Source organism: Micromonospora sp. NPDC050276, assembly GCF_044459545.1.
In the GTDB taxonomy this organism is placed as follows: Bacteria; Actinomycetota; Actinomycetes; order Mycobacteriales; family Micromonosporaceae; genus Micromonospora.
Genome location: NZ_JBITJA010000005.1, coordinates 367,726 through 382,925, shown reverse-complemented (window position 1 = coordinate 382,925; position 15,200 = coordinate 367,726). Strand labels below are relative to the sequence as shown.

Genomic DNA, 15,200 nt, shown 5'->3' with positions numbered 1-15,200 from the left:
GTGCGCCACTTGCGCGCGGACCCACAACTGTGTGGACTTTGCCTGACGGCGTCGCACCGACGCCGCGAGCAGGGACGAGATGAGGAGGCACGCGACAGTGAGCGCGACCGCTGGTCAGGCCGCCGACGGGGTACGCAGCCTGGCGGACCGGTTCGGAATCGAACCGGGGATGGTCGTCATGGAGATGGGGTACGACGACGACGTCGACCAGGATCTCCGAGACGCCCTGACCGACCGCTGTGGAGATCTGGTCGACGAGGACACCGATGAGGTGGTCGACGCGGTGCTGGTCTGGTACCGCGACGGCGACGGTGACCTCTTCGAGCTGCTCGTCGACGCCCTCGGCCCGCTGGCCGACAACGGGGTCGTGTGGTTGCTCACCCCGAAGGCGGGGCGTGAGGGGCACGTCGAGCCGAGCGAGGTCGCGGAGTCCGCGCCCACCGCCGGCCTTCAGCAGACCTCGACCGTCAACGCCGGCCGGGACTGGAGCGGCGCACGCCTGGTGCTGCGCCGAGGGGCCAAGGCCAAGAAGTAGCCAGCGCCGCTTCGCTCGCCCGGCGGTCCGCCCCCGCCGGGTGGCAGGTCGGTGCCGTCACCCCCGACTCGACCCGAGGAGAGTTCGCATGCCCATCGAGGTTGGTGCCGAGGCTCCGGACTTCGTGCTGAAGGATCAGAACAACCAGGAGGTCCGACTCTCGGACTTCCGGGGCAGGCGGACCGTGCTGCTGGTCTTCTACCCGCTCGCCTTCACCGGCACCTGCCAGGGCGAGCTGAGCGAGGTGCGAGACAACCTCGACGAGTACGTGAACGACGACGTCCAGGTGCTGACCGTCAGCGTCGACTCGGCCTACAGCCACAAGGTCTGGGCCGACCGCGAGGGCTACCAGTTCCCCATGCTGGCTGACTTCTGGCCGCACGGCGCCGTCGCCCAGGCGTACGGGGTCTTCAACGACGTGGCTGGCTTCGCCAACCGGGGCACCTTCGTCATCGACAAGACCGGTGTGGTGCGCTTCGCCGAGATGAACGGCCCGGGCGAGGCCCGCGACCAGCAGGGCTGGCGCAAGGCCATCGCCGAAGCGACCGTCTGACCGGGGTACGCCGTGCGCCCGGGCCGGCGGCGAGCAAGGTAAGCTTGCCAGCCTCCGGCCCGCCGCACGGGCGATCCGGGCGCGTAGCTCAGTGGGAGAGCACTCGCCTTACAAGCGAGGGGTCGCAGGTTCGAAACCTGCCGCGCCCACCCTTCACCATCTGCCGAACCCGCCCCGAGAAGATCACTCCCCGGGGCGGTGACAGCACCGGCGTCTACGAGAGCCGTCCGTCGAGCTTGCCGAGCGCCTGACGCATCGCGTCGAGGTTGGCATGCGAGTAGACCTTGAGAGTGAGCTTCACGTCGGCGTGCCGGGCGATGGCCTGGACCACGTGCGGCGGGACGCCCAGCTCCAACAGCAGCGAGACGACGGTATGCCGCAGATCGTGCAGCCGTACGTCAGGACAACCGGCTTTAACCCGCAGCGCCGCGAAGTGGCGATTGAGGTTGCGTGGCTCGATCGGGGTACCAACCTCGGAGGGGAAGACCAAGCCCTGATCCTGCCAGACCTCGGCCAGCCGCTCCCGTTCCCGCTGCTGGTGCTCTTGGTGGTCGAGCAGAGCCAGTCAGGTTCATTCTGGCAGCGGAAGAACGCTGTCAGAGTCCTCGGTCTTGGTGTCCTGTAGGCGCAGCTTTCCGCCGGCCCGCTGGACTGTCTGCCCGATGGTGGCCGTCCCGTTGTCCAGGTCAAGATCCGACCAGCGGAGCCCGAGCAGTTCGCCACGCCGGAGCCCGAGGGTCGCCGCCACGACGTAGAGCGCATGCAGGCGGTGTCCCTCCGTAGCCGCGATGAGCTTGCGCACCTGGTCGACCGAGAGGCCCTTACCGACCTTGTAGCGCGGCCGGCCGAGCTGCTGGCGATGTCGGGCTCCAGTTGATGCGTGACGGAATCGTGCCGGATGATTCGTTACATGATCGGCTAGGGCTGACCTACCTGCCGGCCTGTCACCGCCGCACCGAGGTCAGATGTCGAGAAGAGTCTCGTCGTACCAGACGTCCTCGTAGCCGGGTGCGAGTACCACGCCCCAACCTGGTGGGAGTGCGAGGTACGGCCCAAGCTCTGGGGCGTGCTCGTCGAGGTGCTCAACATGCAAGGGTGCGAAGAAGTTGTCGTCTTCCTGGGGGATCGCGGGGCCGCGCCACACGAACCACCCGTTGCTGTTGGCTGCGATCGGGTGCCGCAGGGCGTTAAGCGGTTCCAGGTGGCGTGGGCGCGACAGTGCGAGGCCGACCATCGTTTGCTGTTCCGGCGGCGCTGGCTCGACCGCGAAGCGTCGACACATGTCGCGTTGCACGGCCGAGACACTGGGGTTCGGCAGGCGACGACGCCAACTGATCATGTCACCCATCATGTGGAGTCGAACTGTCATGGGTCAACCGGAGTACGACACCGAGCACCGAGCTGCCGGCGATGTCGGCGAAGTGGACGCTCCTATTTCCGTCAAGCGGTTGGGGTGAAGCGATCCTCCGTGGGTGAGTAGATGAGTAGGGGATGCTCCGGACCGTTCTCCGGCGTCAGGCGCACCGGCTTCCCGAGCTGGTGTCCAAGGCTGCGCATGAAGCGGCAGAGGACATCCAGCTGGTGCTGGCCCTGTAGCTCCGTGCGGTCGAAGTCGAACTCGACCTCGTCATCACTGAAGAAGTGCGTGTTGACCAGCATGTTGGACCCTGGCCAGATGTGCATGGTGACAGTCGCCTCGGAGCGGCGGAGAGCGAAAATGTCGGCGGCCTGCTGCGGTAGTGGCCGGGACTGCCCTTCAACCGTGTAGTCGAACCGCCATCCCTGGGATCGCACGAGGTCGATCACCTGCTGCCAGTCGGTCTCATTGGCGTCGAGGACGTAGGCGTCCAGCAACGAGCCGTCGGGCTCGAACCAATCTGCGACATCATCCCAGGCCACATCGTGCACCTGGACATGATGGCCCTTGCTGGGGCTTCAGGCACTCTCAATCTGGGGGAGCAGGTGCGAGCAGCCGGTAGGCGTCTCGGGCGATGTAACGCTTCAGGCAGCGCATGATCTCGGTCTTGGTCTTGCCCTCTGGTGCGGCGGGTGACGTAGTCCTTGGTGGGTTGGTGGCAGCGCATGCGGACGAGGGTGATGCGCCAGAGGGCGCGGTTGGCGTCGCGGTCGCCGCCGCGGTGTAGGCGGTGGCGGTCGGTGCGTCCGGAGCTGGCCGGAATGGGGGCAACGCCGCAGAGCCGGGCGAAAGCCCCTTCGGAGTGCAGGCGGTGAGGGTTGTCGCCGGCGGTGACGAGGAGTTGGCCAGCGGTGTCGACTCCGACGCCAGGCAGCGCGATCAGATCCGGGGCGGCGGCGGTGACGAGGGCGGCCAGGTGGCTGTCGAGGTCGTCGATCTCGGCTGGGGTTCCGTGCGCGCGTTGCGGTCCGTGGGTGGTTGCGCAAGGCCATCCCGCCGGCCGACGACCTGGGCGAGCCGAGCAGACCACCGCCCGGCCCGCCAGCGTCCGAACGTGCGTCAAGGCCGTCTTGACGTGGCGGACCGGGCAGCGGCCCGCTCCCCGGAGGGCGGGTCGGCGGCAGACAGTGAGGATGGTGGGGTGGGTCGCATCCATCACGCTCGGATGTTGCGAGCGTCACGGATGATCGACAGGTGATTGACAAGGAGTTCAGCACGCGCGGGGGCGTCGCCTACGTCGACTCTGAGGTGCGGTCGTGGGGACTGGGTTACAGAAGCAACAAGTACGCCACGTGGCCGTTCGCTCGGCTCCGCGTGGGAACGAGCTACCTCATAGTCTCGTCCCTGTTCGGAGAGTTCCGTATCACCCGCGCAAACCTGGTATCGACCTCCCGATTCGGTCGTGTCCCCGTGCTGGCCGACGGCGTCAGGCTGGTGCGAAAGGGCCACAACGGGGCGGTCATCTTCTGGGCGCTTCGTGCTGGCAAAGTGGTTGACGAGCTGCAACGCCGAGGCTGGCCAGTGGCGGACTAACGTGAGTCAGAGACACGGTGCTGGGTGACCAATTGGGTGACGACGGAGGTGACCACGACCGGACGCCCACGGACGCTGGTGGATCCTTGCCGCAGCTCGCCCGGCCTGCTTGCACAGCTCAACGACGGCCGATCATTCCTTCACACCGAAGTACGCTGGCCGCACCTCGCTCATATCCATACTCGTCCACGTCCACGTCCACGTCCACGTCCACGTCCACGTCCACGTCCACGTCCAGCTCGGCTCCGGTGTGGTGAAGGAACTTCAGGACCCGACGATCGAGGTGCCAGCCGAGAAGCTGATGCTCCTCACCCCGAACACCCCGTGCTCCTCTACTAGCAGGCATGGCTACTCAGGGTGTGAATCAACGTGATTCCCAAGCTGACAGTGCTCGACCGTCCCCGCCAGGGCAATGTTCCGACGGGTGGTAGAACGGGGCATGGAGATCGCGCAGCTCAGCCAGGCGTTGGATGACATCTTTGACGGCGCGATCGTGCATCACGGGTACACCGACTACATCCGCGATTACGAAGTCATCGTCTACGTCACCGCAGACCCGCGTACCGGCATCCCACCCGTCCACCTCCGCTACCTCTTCAAGTACTGCGTCGTAGCCGAGGTGCAAACGGCGGTGAGTCCCGAGACCTGGCGTTGCTCGCTCGACGAGCGACTGACCGACCGGGAGATCGGTCCGGACCTGGACGGCTTTGTGTGGGCGGTGCGCTGGCAGCCGCTCTACCCAGGTGCGGAGGTGGTGGCAGACTCCGAGCGTGCCCGGTCGTGGGCTGACAAGATCGGCATTCCCTTTCATGAGGTCCGCTTCAAGATGAACGCTCACGCCATCACTCTCATCTTCAGCGACCTTGACGTGACGGAGGTGAAGGAGGGCTACGCACCCTTCACAGTCACCGAGGACGACTGATGCAAGGACCCTGCAACTCGCCCGGGGGTGACTAACTGAGTAACGACCGGGACGGACGCCAGCGGACGGACAGGGATGCTGATGGACGGTTCCAGCAGTTCAACGCCCGTGAAACGGCAGGCCAAAGCCCCGTGTTGGTTGCCTGGGGGTCAAGGAGTCTGCGGGGGCACACGGGGAAGGGCGCCGGGTCCGGTGGCGTCTACTCAGGGCACCGGTCGCGTGCCACGCTGCGGTCTCCCCACGCCGCCTCTTACTCCCACCGGTTCGGCTCACGCCTCGGGTGCCCCGGTCGCACCTGTTGAAGGGAGCACCCAACTCTACCGACGCCCGCTGCACGCGAGCCAGAGGATCGAAGGCGTGCCTGATCCGTGCCCGATGCAGCGGTCAACATCGGTCCGAGGAGGTGCACCGAAGGGGCCGCCCACCGACGCTCCGTGGCGGCGGTCCTGGTCATTCAGCCACTCACGGTGCAGATCAAGACGATTCCCAAGCTGACAGTCGTTCCCGCGCTGAGCCGCCCTGTGCTGTCGACAGCAACGGTGACAGCAACCAGCCGGGACGAGGACAGTCACCGGCAGGCGAGCGTGAACTCTCGCCCGAGGCCGCGTACGTGGGAGACGTCGCCGGACAGAGCGCCCAGAACTTACAAGCGAGGGGTCGCAGGTTCGAAACCTGCCGCGCCCACCCTTCACCATCTGCCGAAACCGCCCCGGTGTTCTATGGGGTCAACTCAGCTACGGAAAGTGCCTCGTCCAGCCGACCAGCGGCCAGGTCGTCGTGACGGATCACGAAACTCCCGGCACTCCGGTAATAGAGCTCGTTGTCTACGGGAAAGCGGGCGAGCGACACCCAGTCACTCCTCAGCCGGTGCGTCTCCTTCTCCACATGGGAATACCACTTCGCGACCGGGATGACGATCTCGCCGATCTTCTCGCGCCACGCGAGGGTCTGCTCCGCAAGACTCCCGATCACCTCCTCGTCGGCATAGCCGCCGATATAAGCGCTGACGTACCCGTCGTGCGGCGGCCACAGATCGTTGGCCAGGGCGCGGAGTTCGTCCAGGTGCGGCAGGTCACGCTCGAGGTCACGGGCCAACTGCTGCTGGAAGGGCGACAGGTCGTCCTCGTCCTCGTCCTCCTCGTCCTCGTCGTCCGCCCCGAACCAATCGGGGAACTCCGCGCGCAGCGTGGCGCCGACGTCGTACTGCTCGCCGACGAGCGCGTCGTCGGTGGATCCCTTCGCCACCTCGGTATCGGTACCGGCCGGCACATACACGACTCGCCCGTACCTCCGCTCCCCGGTGGCAGCGGCCTGCTCGTGGTTCAGGAAGAACAGCAGCGAGCCGTCTGCCGGCAGGCCGAAGCCGTCGACTCTTGGCAGCGCCGCACAGTCGACCGAAAAGATGAACGGCAACGGACCGGCCCCGTCGGACGGCCAGTCCATGCCCACCGGCAGCCGGGGCAACCCACCGAACTGCCCGACCGGAACACCGCCGGATCCCCCGCTCAACCGGATCGACAAACGCAGGTGCTGGATGAACCGGCCGACCTCGTCGTCCGGGATGCCCAACGCGAGCGCTGCACGACGGAACTGCCCCTGATGATCCATAGCGCAACATGGTGCCACGACGACACGACCAGAGGGCAAGATCGTAAGGGACTGCCGAGGGCGCGGACGAGGACGCACTCTGCCGGTCAGCCGCAGAAGCGGACGCTGCTGGCGTGCGCCGAGCAGCCGACGATCCCGTGGAACTTTCTCTCCGGCCGGTGTCGGATCTGGGCCGAGTCGTTCGTAGAACGGGCGGGAGGCGGAGACGCCTGCCCGATCCGAAACCGGCGGGATACTCAACCGGCTGGCCGGCGAGGGTGGCATCCCCATCAGGTCCTACGTGCACCGGAAGGTAGAGGCATGGCAAAGCTGATCTACGTGACCAATGTGTCGCTCGACGGCTATATCGAGGACGAAAGCGGCGTCTTCGCCTGGTTCCCGCGCGACGACGAGGTATTCACGTTCACCACCAACCTCCTGCGGTCGGTGGGTACCTTCCTGTACGGGCGGCGCCTGTACGAAATGATGGCTGTCTGGGAAACCGACGCTGCCCTGGCCGCGCAGTCCGACCTCACGGCTGACTTCGCGAGTGCCTGGCAGGCGGCGACCAAGGTTGTCTACTCCACCACTCTCACCGCGGTGTCAACGGCCGCCACCAGCTTGGAGCGCCGTTTCGACCCCGCCGCCGTACGCCAGCTGAAGGCCACCGCCGGCAGTGATATCACCATTGGAGGCGCCAACCTGGCGGCGCAGGCCATGCGGGCTGGGTTGGTCGACGAGTGCCAGTTGTTCGTCTGGCCGACGGCCGTCGGGGGCGGCAAGCCGGGGCTGCCTACTGGGATGCGGACCGACTTCGCGCTCCTCGGCGAGCGCCGATTCCACAACGGCGTCGTTCACCTCCGTTACCGCCCGCTCGGTCACTGACCAGGGTTACCACCCCGATCTGAGCTGCGGTGGCGTGGCGTGATTGGGGTGGGTCGCCGGACGCGCAGCCCTTCTCACCGGAGTGCATGTCGCTGCTTGAGTTGGCCCGGTTGCTCGCCGGTCGGGGTACAGCGAGAGAGTCGCCAGTGCGTACGTCGATGCACTGGGCGGCTGCCGATCTTGACGCCTTCGGCCCCGACTGGGATGCCATCACCGGGGACTTCAGCGTCGAGCCGACCGATTGGACGCCGCGCAGGACGAGGTTCCTTCCTGACCTGGTGCTTGCACAAGATCATGCTCCGGGGCGGAGCATCCTGATCAGGACGGTACGCAGCGCTTCGGCGGCCTCGGCCGGTGACATCCGGCCGGCGTCGACCTACGAAGATCCGGCAGTGGTCGTCGACCGGTACCACACGCCCGACATTGTGCAGTTCGCCGATGGCAACCTGATGGACCGCACCAAGCTCATCGCGCACTCCCGCCCAGCGCGGAAGCACCAAACCGGCGCCCGGTGGGAGGTGTATGGGGCGATAGCGGACGGGGACCGAATCGCCGCCCGCTACACACTGCACTTCCAGACCCACAAGCGGGAGGGCAGTGTGGACGTCCACTTCTTCGGCCAGTTCGCCGACGACGGGCGGATGCGCCGGGCGGACATGCTCACCCGGTCCGTCCCCGCCAAGGCCGGCGGTGCCGCCCTGGCCGGCGGTGCCGCCCTGGCCGGCGGTGCCGCCCTGGCCGGCGGTGCCGCCCTGGCCGGCGGTGCTGCCCTGGCCGACCTCGGCCCGCAGCCCTCGCCACCAGAGGCGCCCGACAAGCGGCAGCTCCCGACATGACCGTCAGCAGCTATCGCGTGGTCGGTATGGCCTGCGGGCGCTGTGCGGGCTTCGTCACCAAGGAGGTCGAACGGATTCCCGGTGTCTCCGCCGTCGCAGTGGACCTCGAACGCGACACCGTCACGGTGACCAGCGATCGACCCCTCGACATCGCCGAGGTGCGCGCCGCGATCGAGGAAGCCGGCTACGAGCTGCGGGATGGACCGGCCCCGGTCGGCTAACCGCCCTGGGAAAGGCCCGGAGTGATCAAGTGATGAGAAGTAGGCGAGGAACGCTCCTGGCGCCTATTTCTCATCACTCGATCATGCCGGCCGGGTGCGTCGGTGCGCCGGACCGTTACCGCCATGATGGGTGGGTGCAGGACACCGTCGCCGTCGCGTTGATCACCTCACTGTCCACGTTGGCCGCCGCCACTCTCACCGGGCTGGTCGGTGCGCTCAGCACCCGTCGGCAACTGGCCCACCAGCTCACCGTCGCTCGGCAGGAGAGTCGCGAGCGGCGGGCGACGCGTCGCGACGAGCTGCGGCGGGACGCGTACGTCGGGTTCCTGAGCGCCTGCGACCAGGCGTATCGGCAGTTGGACCGGCGGTGGCTGGACGCCGGCGGGGGCGACCCGGTGCCCGGCTACGACGAGGCGTACGCGGCGATGCGCGCCGTCGACGAGGCGTACAACCTGGTGTTGCTGGAGGGCCCGGCGGAGGTCGCGGCGGTCGGCCGGGCCGTGTTGACCAGCCTCACCGCGGAGCACGCCGACCAGCGCCGGCTCGGCGACGAGCAGGGCGACAGGAGCGCGCCGTTGCGCGACCGGCACCGGGAGCGCTGGCTCGCGGCGATCGAGGTCCGGACGAATCGCCGTATCGCGTTCGTCGACGCGGTACGTCCCGTGTTGAACGACGCCTGACGAGCCGGCATTCCTCACCCGTGGCGGGCGGCCCGGTCTGCTCCTGCGGCGGGCGGCCGGACGCGTTACGACTGTCATCCGGGCCTCGGCCGCCGGTCAGGAGATGGTTGAGGCCGGGCGGCGCCGGGTGGCGCGGCGACGCCGCCCGGCTCTTGCTCATCGCGTAGAGCGTCAGCCCGGGGAAGACCGCCCGTTCACCGACGTTGCTGCCGATGCTGATGATCCGTCCGCCGTCGCCCAGGTGCCGCAGCGCCGCCCGCGCGGGCTCGTGGGCACCCAGCATCTGCGCAACGTCCCGGACCCTGCTGCCTCACCACGTGACGAGCCAGCAGGATCACCGAAGTTGCGCGGATCATGACGGGTGGGGGAGGGTGTCCGCCCTGATCTGCGAGGGGAGTGTGGTTGTGGAACTGGCAGGTATTGGCGCGGTGCTGTTCGACATGGATGGCACCCTGGTCGACTCCGACGCGGCCGTCGAGCGGGCCTGGGAGCGGTGGGCCGCCGAGTACGCCGTCGACCCGGCGGCGGCGCTGGCGATCGCGCACGGCAGTCCGGCCGACCGGACCATTCGGCGCCTGCTGCCCGCGCTCGACGACAGCGCGGTCGCCGTCGCCGCGAGCCACCAGCTCGAATTGCAGTACGACGACTTGTCCGACGTGACGGCCACCCCGGGGGCGCACGAGCTCCTGGGCACGCTGGCCCGGCTGGGGCTGCCCTGGGCGGTGGTGACCAGCGCCGACGCGCGGCTCGCCGAGGCCCGGCTCGGTGCCGCCGGTATCAAGCCGCCGGTGCTCGTCACGGTCGAGGACGTCAGCGTCGGCAAGCCGGACCCGGAGGGCTACCTGCGGGCGGCCACGCTGCTCGGCGTACCCGTGGCACGGTGCCTGGTCGTCGAGGACGCCGAGGTCGGGTTGCGGGCCGGGCGGGCGGCCGGGGCGATGACCGCCGCGCTGAAGGGTCTCGACGGTGACCTGCCTCTGCACGACCTGGCACAGCTGGCGCGCCAGCTGGAGTCGACGCCGACCGCACCGTGACCCGCCCGCACGGCCGGACGTCCTGCCCGCCGGAGGCGGACGCGGCCCGGCCCGGGGAATCGGGTGGCGTGGCCGGGGACCGTTCTGCTGCACTACCCGCTGGCGACGACGAAGGGGAAGCCACGGTGGAGTTGACGCTGACGCCGATGACGGCACAGGAGCTGACCCGCTTGCAGGGGCCGCTGGAGCAGGGTTACGCCGAGGACCTGGTGGCCCACCGGGGGATGACCCCGGAGGCGGCCCTCGAGCGGTCGGTCAACCAGATCCGGGAGGTGCTGCCGGCTGGCGTGGCCACCGAGGGCGTGCTGCTGCGGGTGGCCCGCGTCGGTGCTACCGAGGTCGGCTGGATCTGGGTGACCCTGCCGGCCGCGGCCGCCCCGGATCAGGCGTGGATCCACAACATCGAGGTGCATCCGGCGCACCGGGGACGCGGGTACGGGCGGCGGATGATTCAGCTCATCGAAGCCGAACTCGCCCACCTCGGGGTGCCCGCGCTGGGTCTGAACGTCTTCGGTACGAACGCCGTGGCGATCGGCCTCTACCGGAGTCTGGGCTTCGAGGTCACCTCGCAGCAGATGGTGAAGAAGATCGACCCGGCGAGCTGAGCCGGCGACGCGGGCGAGTTGGCCGCGCCGACGACCCAGGGACGGTCCCCTGGGCAGGACTGTTCACCTGCCCAGCGGGAAACCGGCGCGGACCGCACCTGGGGAGGAGCGACGGATGACGCACGGCGCCGGACTGACCATCGGTGTGCTGGGCTCGTACGGTGGGCGAAACCTCGGTGACGAGGCGATCCTCACCGGCCTGCTCACCGATCTGCGTACGCAGGAACCGAACGCCCGGATCATCGTCTTCTCCCGGAACCCGGAGCACACCCGGGCCGCCCACCCGGACGTCGAAGCGGTGCCCTGGGAGGGTGTCAGCCGTACCGACTCCGCCCTGGTCCTGGCCCAGCTCGACCTGCTCATCCTCGGCGGCGGTGGCATCCTCTACGACCGGGAGGCCCGCCGTTACCTGCGGGTGGTCCGGGTCGCCCAGGAGCGGGGCCTGCCCCTGATCACGTACGCGGTGGGGGTCGGGCCACTCAGCGACGGGGTGGACACTGGCATGGTCCGGGAAACGCTCTCCAGCGCGACCCAGGTGACCGTCCGGGACCAGGAGTCCCGGATGGTGCTGGAGGAGGCCGGCCTGCTCAACCCGATCACGGTCACCGCCGACCCGGCGTTCCTCCTGCAACCGGAGGAGTTTCCGGCTCACCTGCTGGCCGAGGAGGGTGTGCCGGTCGGCAAGCGGTTGGTCGGGATAAGCGTGCGCGAGCCGGGGCGGGCCGCCGAACGCCTCGACGTGGACGGCTACCACCGGCTGCTGGCCCAGATCGGCGACTTCCTGGTGCACCGGATCGACGCGTACGTGCTGTTCGTGCCGATGGAGCGCGACGACATCCGGCACGCCCACGGGGTGCTGTCCCACATGGTCGCCGCCGAGCGGGGCCGGATCCTGCACGGCACCTACTCGCCGCAGCAGGTACTGGGGCTGATGCGCCACTTCGACCTGGCCGTGGGCATGCGCCTGCACTTCCTGATCTTCGCGGCGATGGTCGGTACGCCGTTCCTGCCCCTGCCGTACGCCGGCAAGGTCTTCGACCTGGCCCAACGGCTCGGCGTGCCGGCGCTACGTGGCGTGGAGCGGGAGGTCGAGGGGCCGCTGCTGGCCGAGGTCGACCGACTCTGGGACGAACGGGAGCAACGCGCCGAGGCCACCGCACGACGGGTGGCGGAGGTGTGTGACCAGGCGCGGGGCACCTCGGAGGTCACCCGCGGCGTGCTGGAGAGCCTGCGCAGCCAGACCCTCACCCGGGTCTGAGCGGTGCGGGGTCACACCGCGGGACCGGTCCACCGGTAGCGCCACTCGCGGGCCTCCTCGCGGGCGGTCTCCAACTCGTAGATCTGCGCATCGGCCAGCCCACCGGAGCCGAGATGATGGTGGGTCAGCGGCGGGCGGCCGTTGCTGTCCAGCTCGACGGTGATGGTCTGCCCGTCCGCCGTGCCGCCGACGAGAAGGATCTGCACGGATGAAGCCATGCGCCCATCCTGCCCGTCGTACCGCCGGCCCGCAGCGGATAGCGGGGCAGCGGGCAACCCGACCCGTGACTAGGGTCGGCGAATGGAGCAGACGATCGATCCGACGCTCGGTCCGGTGCTCGCCCGCACCGGCGACGAGCGCGCCGTCCTGACCTCGTTCCTCGACTTTCACCGTGGCGTGCTGCTGCGCAAGCTGCGCGGTCTCTCCGACGCCGACGCACGCCGCCGGCTGGTGCCCTCGGCCACCACGCTGGCCGGGCTGGTGAAGCACCTGACCCTGGTCGAACGAAACTGGTTCCCGACCCTGCTGGCCCCCGAGCCCGGCGACGTCTACCTCACCTCCGAGGAGGACGCGCTGGCCAGCTTCACCCTCGACGACGAGGAGACCATCGCGGGGCTGGTCGAGGCGTACGAGCGGGCCTGCGCCCGCTCCCGGGCGGTCGCCGCGAGCTTCGACCTCGACCACGTGGTGCCGCACCCGCAGCTCGGCGAGGTGTCGCTGCGCTGGATTCTGGTGCACCTGATCGAGGAGACGGCCCGGCACGCGGGCCACGCCGACATCCTGCGCGAGCTGACCGACGGCGAGTGCGGCGCGATCTGAGCGCTGGTCGCCACACGCCGTCGGCTGGGCGATGTGCCGTCAACCGGTGGGCAGCAGGCCCGGCGGGTACTCCATCCCGTCGTGCGTGCAGGCCGCAGCCGCAACCCGCGCCGCGTACCGGGCCGCCTGCGCCAGCGGCTCGCCACGCAGCCGGCCGGCGATCAACCCGGCCGCGAAGGCGTCGCCCGCTCCGTTGCTGTCGACCACCGGCCCTGGTGGGGTGGCGGGTGGCACCGGCACCACCGTGCCGTCGCCCGGGAACAGCTCGGCGCCGTCCGCGCCCCGCGTCACCAGCACCGTTCGGGGGCCCAGCGTGCCGGCGAGCGATCCGGCCCGGTCGCCCAGCCGCACCCCGCTCACCAGAACCAGGTCGGCGACCTCGGCGAACGGCCGATGGTAGGTGTTCTCGCCGTCCCAGTCGTGCAGGTCGGTGGAGAGCGCCACACCCGCCGGAACGGCAGCCCGCACGGCGGGCAGCAGCGGCACCGCCCAATCCATGATCGAGAGGTGTACGTGCCGCGCGTCGCGAACCAGCGCGGCCAACTCCGGGGCGGGAAACGGTGGAGCGCCCCGCCACGGGCGCGGGTCGTACAGCGACGTGCGTCGCCCGGCCGGGTCGACCAGGTTCACCGACCGACGGGTGCCGCCCTGGTCCTCGGCCAGCACCGCGGGAACCCCGGCCCGGGTCAGCGCCGCCCGGACCAGCTCGCCGGCCGGGTCCGCGCCGAGGGTGTCGACCACCTGCACCCGCAGGCCGAGCGCCCGGGCTGCCAGCGCCACCCCGGCACCGGTGTTGCCGATCCGCAACTCGATCGGCTCGACGGTGTGGGAGTCGGCGGCCGGCAGCGGCAGTGCGGGCACCCGAACCCGCACATCCACCCCGAGCCCCCCGAGCACCAGCAGATCAACCACGACGACGACGCTAGCCTGATGCCGCGCAAGTCTCCAGACTCCCGCGATCTTGCACATTCTGTGGCGACATAAGGGGCACTCTTCGCAGAACGGCGTCACAAACTGCAAGATCGCGTAGGTGGGGGGCTTCGGTTCGGGCAGGGTGGGGCGCTTATTCTGGGCCGGGGCGGCGACTAGGGGGAGCAGGTGCTGGTCATCCACGGGCTGTGGTTGCCTGGCGACGGCTCGATTGGCGGTGGCTCGATCGGTGGTGGCCTCGCCGTCTGGGCCGAGGACAGCGCCGCACCGATTCCCGCTGCGCGCTCGGGCCGGCCGGCCCGGGACCGTCCGCACCCCTTCGCCGCCGGGCACGCCGACCTGGCCGCCGTCCTCGCCGATGCCGCCGAGCCGACCCGGCTGGACACCGCGCTGCTCACCCTGCCCACCCGGGCGGGCGCGCCCACCGACTCACCCGAGCTGATCCGGACCACCGTCGCACCCGCGGCCCGCGGCCGGCTCACCCTGGCCGGGTGGCGGGTCCCCGTCCTGGTGTACGCCCCGGACGACGCGCTCTCGCTGCTCCGCGCCCTGGACGACGTTCCGGCGGTGCCCGGAGCCACCCTGCGGCACTTCGCCGAGTTGGCCGACTTCGCCGCCGACCTGGTGACCCGTGGCCGCGTCCTTCCCGGCGTCCGCACCACGACGGGCGACCAGACGCCGGTCGGCGTTGGCGTGGCGGCACCGTCCGGCCCGGGCGTGACGACGCCGGTCGGCGCTGGGGCGCAGGTGCCCGCGCAGGCCATCTGGCGTCCGCTGCTGACCGGCACGGACGCTGCCTGGGCGCGGTCGCTGGCGCTGGCCCTGCCACCCGCCGCCCGAGCCGCCGTCGTGCTGTCACCATCCACCGCCGCTGCGCCGTGGCCCACCGGGAGCGCCGGCGTTGTGCTGCCCACCGGGAGCGCCGGCGCCGTGCCCACCGGGACTGCCGGTGCCGTGCCGCCTACCGGGAGCGCCGGCGCAGCGGCGACCGTCGGTTCGGGTGGGCGTGAGCTGACCACCGCCGAGCTGGTCGCGGATGCGCTCGACGCCTTGACCGACGCCGCCGCGCGGGCTGCGCTGGCGACCACCACGCTGGCCCGGGGGCTGCGCCCGGGTGGGCCGGCACCGGCCTGGTTGGCCGCGCTCGCCGGCCCTCAGCGGGACTTCACCCTCGACCCGGCCGGATTGGCCACCCTGCACGCCGAGCTGGACGCCTGGCAGCGCGACGCCGCCGGTGGTCCGGTGCGGGCCAGTTTCCGCTTGGTGGAGCCGGCCCCCGATGAGGTCACCGAACCGATCCTGGCCACCCGGGCGCAGCCCGCCACCGCGCCGTCGCCCGCCGAGAGGATGTCGGGGCCTGCCGACAGCGTGCCGGTGCCCGTTGA

The 15,200-nt window shown here is 69.8% G+C and carries 19 protein-coding genes, 1 tRNA gene and 2 pseudogenes; 14 read left to right on the top strand and 8 right to left on the bottom strand.

Going from position 1 to position 15,200, the window contains the following annotated elements; translation table 11 throughout:
- The first annotated feature begins 97 nt into the window (after positions 1-97).
- From ACIBF8_RS13190 to ACIBF8_RS13180, 3 genes are all read left to right on the top strand, one after another.
- Complete coding sequence (locus ACIBF8_RS13190; protein ID WP_030330240.1) at positions 98-535, top strand: DUF3052 domain-containing protein; 438 nt, start codon at positions 98-100, stop codon at positions 533-535.
- 88 nt (positions 536-623) lie between these two features.
- Positions 624-1,088, top strand: coding sequence for a peroxiredoxin (locus tag ACIBF8_RS13185; RefSeq protein ID WP_396782908.1), 465 nt, complete (start codon positions 624-626; stop codon positions 1,086-1,088).
- Between the two features lie 77 nt (positions 1,089-1,165).
- Positions 1,166-1,237, top strand: a tRNA-Val gene (locus ACIBF8_RS13180).
- A gap of 65 nt (positions 1,238-1,302) precedes the next feature.
- On the opposite strand, the pseudogene ACIBF8_RS13175 reads toward ACIBF8_RS13180, so the two are convergent.
- The 4 genes and pseudogenes from ACIBF8_RS13175 to ACIBF8_RS13160 all read right to left on the bottom strand — a co-directional run.
- Positions 1,303-1,893 (bottom strand): annotated as a pseudogene (locus tag ACIBF8_RS13175) (site-specific integrase); the annotation flags it as partial.
- 156 nt (positions 1,894-2,049) lie between these two features.
- Complete coding sequence (locus ACIBF8_RS13170; protein WP_396782907.1) at positions 2,050-2,427, bottom strand: hypothetical protein; 378 nt, start codon at positions 2,425-2,427, stop codon at positions 2,050-2,052.
- Positions 2,428-2,528: 101 nt separating this feature from the next.
- Entirely contained in the window at positions 2,529-2,996 is a 468-nt protein-coding gene (locus tag ACIBF8_RS13165) for a hypothetical protein (RefSeq protein ID WP_396783140.1), read from the bottom strand.
- Entirely contained in the window at positions 2,891-3,661 is a 771-nt protein-coding gene (locus ACIBF8_RS13160; RefSeq protein ID WP_396783117.1) for a transposase, read from the bottom strand. The genes ACIBF8_RS13165 and ACIBF8_RS13160 overlap by 106 nt, the downstream gene beginning before the upstream one ends.
- 38 nt (positions 3,662-3,699) lie before the next feature.
- Between ACIBF8_RS13160 and ACIBF8_RS13155 the strand changes: the two genes are divergently transcribed.
- Positions 3,700-4,038, top strand: coding sequence for a hypothetical protein (locus ACIBF8_RS13155; RefSeq protein WP_396782905.1), 339 nt, complete (start codon positions 3,700-3,702; stop codon positions 4,036-4,038).
- A 118-nt stretch (positions 4,039-4,156) separates the two neighbouring features.
- On the opposite strand, the gene ACIBF8_RS13150 is transcribed toward ACIBF8_RS13155, so the two are convergent.
- Positions 4,157-4,384, bottom strand: a complete 228-nt coding sequence (locus tag ACIBF8_RS13150) for a hypothetical protein (RefSeq protein WP_396782904.1) — start codon at positions 4,382-4,384, stop codon at positions 4,157-4,159.
- 93 nt (positions 4,385-4,477) lie between these two features.
- Between ACIBF8_RS13150 and ACIBF8_RS13145 the strand changes: the two genes are divergently transcribed.
- Positions 4,478-4,960 (top strand): hypothetical protein, encoded by a 483-nt coding sequence (locus tag ACIBF8_RS13145; protein WP_396782903.1) that lies wholly within the window; start codon positions 4,478-4,480, stop codon positions 4,958-4,960.
- 717 nt (positions 4,961-5,677) lie between these two features.
- Here the strand turns inward: ACIBF8_RS13145 and ACIBF8_RS13140 are convergent.
- The gene (locus ACIBF8_RS13140; protein ID WP_396782902.1) at positions 5,678-6,568 is read right to left on the bottom strand and encodes a DUF1963 domain-containing protein; all 891 of its coding nucleotides are present in this window, start codon (positions 6,566-6,568) and stop codon (positions 5,678-5,680) included.
- Between the two features lie 300 nt (positions 6,569-6,868).
- Here ACIBF8_RS13140 and ACIBF8_RS13135 point away from each other — a divergent pair, with 300 nt between their 5' ends.
- From ACIBF8_RS13135 to ACIBF8_RS13105, 7 genes are all read left to right on the top strand, one after another.
- Complete coding sequence (locus tag ACIBF8_RS13135) at positions 6,869-7,432, top strand: dihydrofolate reductase family protein (protein ID WP_396782901.1); 564 nt, start codon at positions 6,869-6,871, stop codon at positions 7,430-7,432.
- Positions 7,433-7,578: 146 nt separating this feature from the next.
- Positions 7,579-8,268 carry a hypothetical protein gene (locus ACIBF8_RS13130; RefSeq protein WP_396782900.1) on the top strand — a complete coding sequence of 230 codons (690 nt, stop codon included), beginning with the start codon at positions 7,579-7,581 and terminating at the stop codon, positions 8,266-8,268.
- Positions 8,265-8,489, top strand: a complete 225-nt coding sequence (locus tag ACIBF8_RS13125; RefSeq protein ID WP_396782899.1) for a heavy-metal-associated domain-containing protein — start codon at positions 8,265-8,267, stop codon at positions 8,487-8,489. Before ACIBF8_RS13130 ends, ACIBF8_RS13125 begins: the two co-directional genes overlap by 4 nt.
- A gap of 134 nt (positions 8,490-8,623) precedes the next feature.
- Positions 8,624-9,169, top strand: a complete 546-nt coding sequence (locus tag ACIBF8_RS13120) for a hypothetical protein (protein WP_396782898.1) — start codon at positions 8,624-8,626, stop codon at positions 9,167-9,169.
- A gap of 404 nt (positions 9,170-9,573) precedes the next feature.
- Positions 9,574-10,203 carry an HAD-IA family hydrolase gene (locus tag ACIBF8_RS13115; RefSeq protein WP_396782897.1) on the top strand — a complete coding sequence of 210 codons (630 nt, stop codon included), beginning with the start codon at positions 9,574-9,576 and terminating at the stop codon, positions 10,201-10,203.
- Positions 10,204-10,349: 146 nt separating this feature from the next.
- Positions 10,350-10,808 (top strand): GNAT family N-acetyltransferase, encoded by a 459-nt coding sequence (locus ACIBF8_RS13110; RefSeq protein WP_396782895.1) that lies wholly within the window; start codon positions 10,350-10,352, stop codon positions 10,806-10,808.
- Positions 10,809-10,923: 115 nt separating this feature from the next.
- Positions 10,924-12,066: a polysaccharide pyruvyl transferase family protein gene (locus ACIBF8_RS13105; RefSeq protein WP_196925240.1), complete on the top strand. Its 1,143-nt coding sequence runs from the start codon at positions 10,924-10,926 to the stop codon at positions 12,064-12,066.
- Positions 12,067-12,077: 11 nt separating this feature from the next.
- Here the strand turns inward: ACIBF8_RS13105 and ACIBF8_RS13100 are convergent, their stop codons facing one another.
- On the bottom strand, positions 12,078-12,284 hold the full coding sequence (locus ACIBF8_RS13100) for a hypothetical protein (RefSeq protein WP_030488784.1): 207 nt from the start codon (positions 12,282-12,284) through the stop codon (positions 12,078-12,080).
- A gap of 82 nt (positions 12,285-12,366) precedes the next feature.
- Here ACIBF8_RS13100 and ACIBF8_RS13095 point away from each other — a divergent pair, with 82 nt between their 5' ends.
- Positions 12,367-12,885, top strand: coding sequence for a DinB family protein (locus ACIBF8_RS13095; RefSeq protein ID WP_396782894.1), 519 nt, complete (start codon positions 12,367-12,369; stop codon positions 12,883-12,885).
- Between the two features lie 39 nt (positions 12,886-12,924).
- On the opposite strand, the gene ACIBF8_RS13090 is transcribed toward ACIBF8_RS13095, so the two are convergent.
- Positions 12,925-13,797, bottom strand: a complete 873-nt coding sequence (locus tag ACIBF8_RS13090; RefSeq protein ID WP_396782893.1) for a carbohydrate kinase family protein — start codon at positions 13,795-13,797, stop codon at positions 12,925-12,927.
- 186 nt (positions 13,798-13,983) lie between these two features.
- Here ACIBF8_RS13090 and ACIBF8_RS13085 point away from each other — a divergent pair.
- Positions 13,984-15,150 (top strand): annotated as a pseudogene (locus ACIBF8_RS13085) (ATP-dependent helicase); the annotation flags it as partial.
- Positions 15,151-15,200 lie beyond the last annotated feature (50 nt).

What these genes read in the sequence shown, in the direction of transcription:
- ACIBF8_RS13185 (WP_396782908.1), top strand. Translation starts at nt 624, where the DNA reads ATGCCCATCGAGGTTGGTGCCGAGGCTCCGGACTTCGTGCTGAAGGAT.
- ACIBF8_RS13170 (WP_396782907.1), bottom strand. Translation starts at nt 2,427, where the DNA reads ATGATCAGTTGGCGTCGTCGCCTGCCGAACCCCAGTGTCTCGGCCGTG.
- ACIBF8_RS13160 (WP_396783117.1), bottom strand. Translation starts at nt 3,661, where the DNA reads ATGGATGCGACCCACCCCACCATCCTCACTGTCTGCCGCCGACCCGCC.
- ACIBF8_RS13150 (WP_396782904.1), bottom strand. Translation starts at nt 4,384, where the DNA reads ATGCCTGCTAGTAGAGGAGCACGGGGTGTTCGGGGTGAGGAGCATCAG.
- ACIBF8_RS13145 (WP_396782903.1), top strand. Translation starts at nt 4,478, where the DNA reads ATGGAGATCGCGCAGCTCAGCCAGGCGTTGGATGACATCTTTGACGGC.
- ACIBF8_RS13140 (WP_396782902.1), bottom strand. Translation starts at nt 6,568, where the DNA reads ATGGATCATCAGGGGCAGTTCCGTCGTGCAGCGCTCGCGTTGGGCATC.
- ACIBF8_RS13135 (WP_396782901.1), top strand. Translation starts at nt 6,869, where the DNA reads ATGGCAAAGCTGATCTACGTGACCAATGTGTCGCTCGACGGCTATATC.
- ACIBF8_RS13125 (WP_396782899.1), top strand. Translation starts at nt 8,265, where the DNA reads ATGACCGTCAGCAGCTATCGCGTGGTCGGTATGGCCTGCGGGCGCTGT.
- ACIBF8_RS13110 (WP_396782895.1), top strand. Translation starts at nt 10,350, where the DNA reads ATGACGGCACAGGAGCTGACCCGCTTGCAGGGGCCGCTGGAGCAGGGT.
- ACIBF8_RS13105 (WP_196925240.1), top strand. Translation starts at nt 10,924, where the DNA reads ATGACGCACGGCGCCGGACTGACCATCGGTGTGCTGGGCTCGTACGGT.
- ACIBF8_RS13100 (WP_030488784.1), bottom strand. Translation starts at nt 12,284, where the DNA reads ATGGCTTCATCCGTGCAGATCCTTCTCGTCGGCGGCACGGCGGACGGG.
- ACIBF8_RS13095 (WP_396782894.1), top strand. Translation starts at nt 12,367, where the DNA reads ATGGAGCAGACGATCGATCCGACGCTCGGTCCGGTGCTCGCCCGCACC.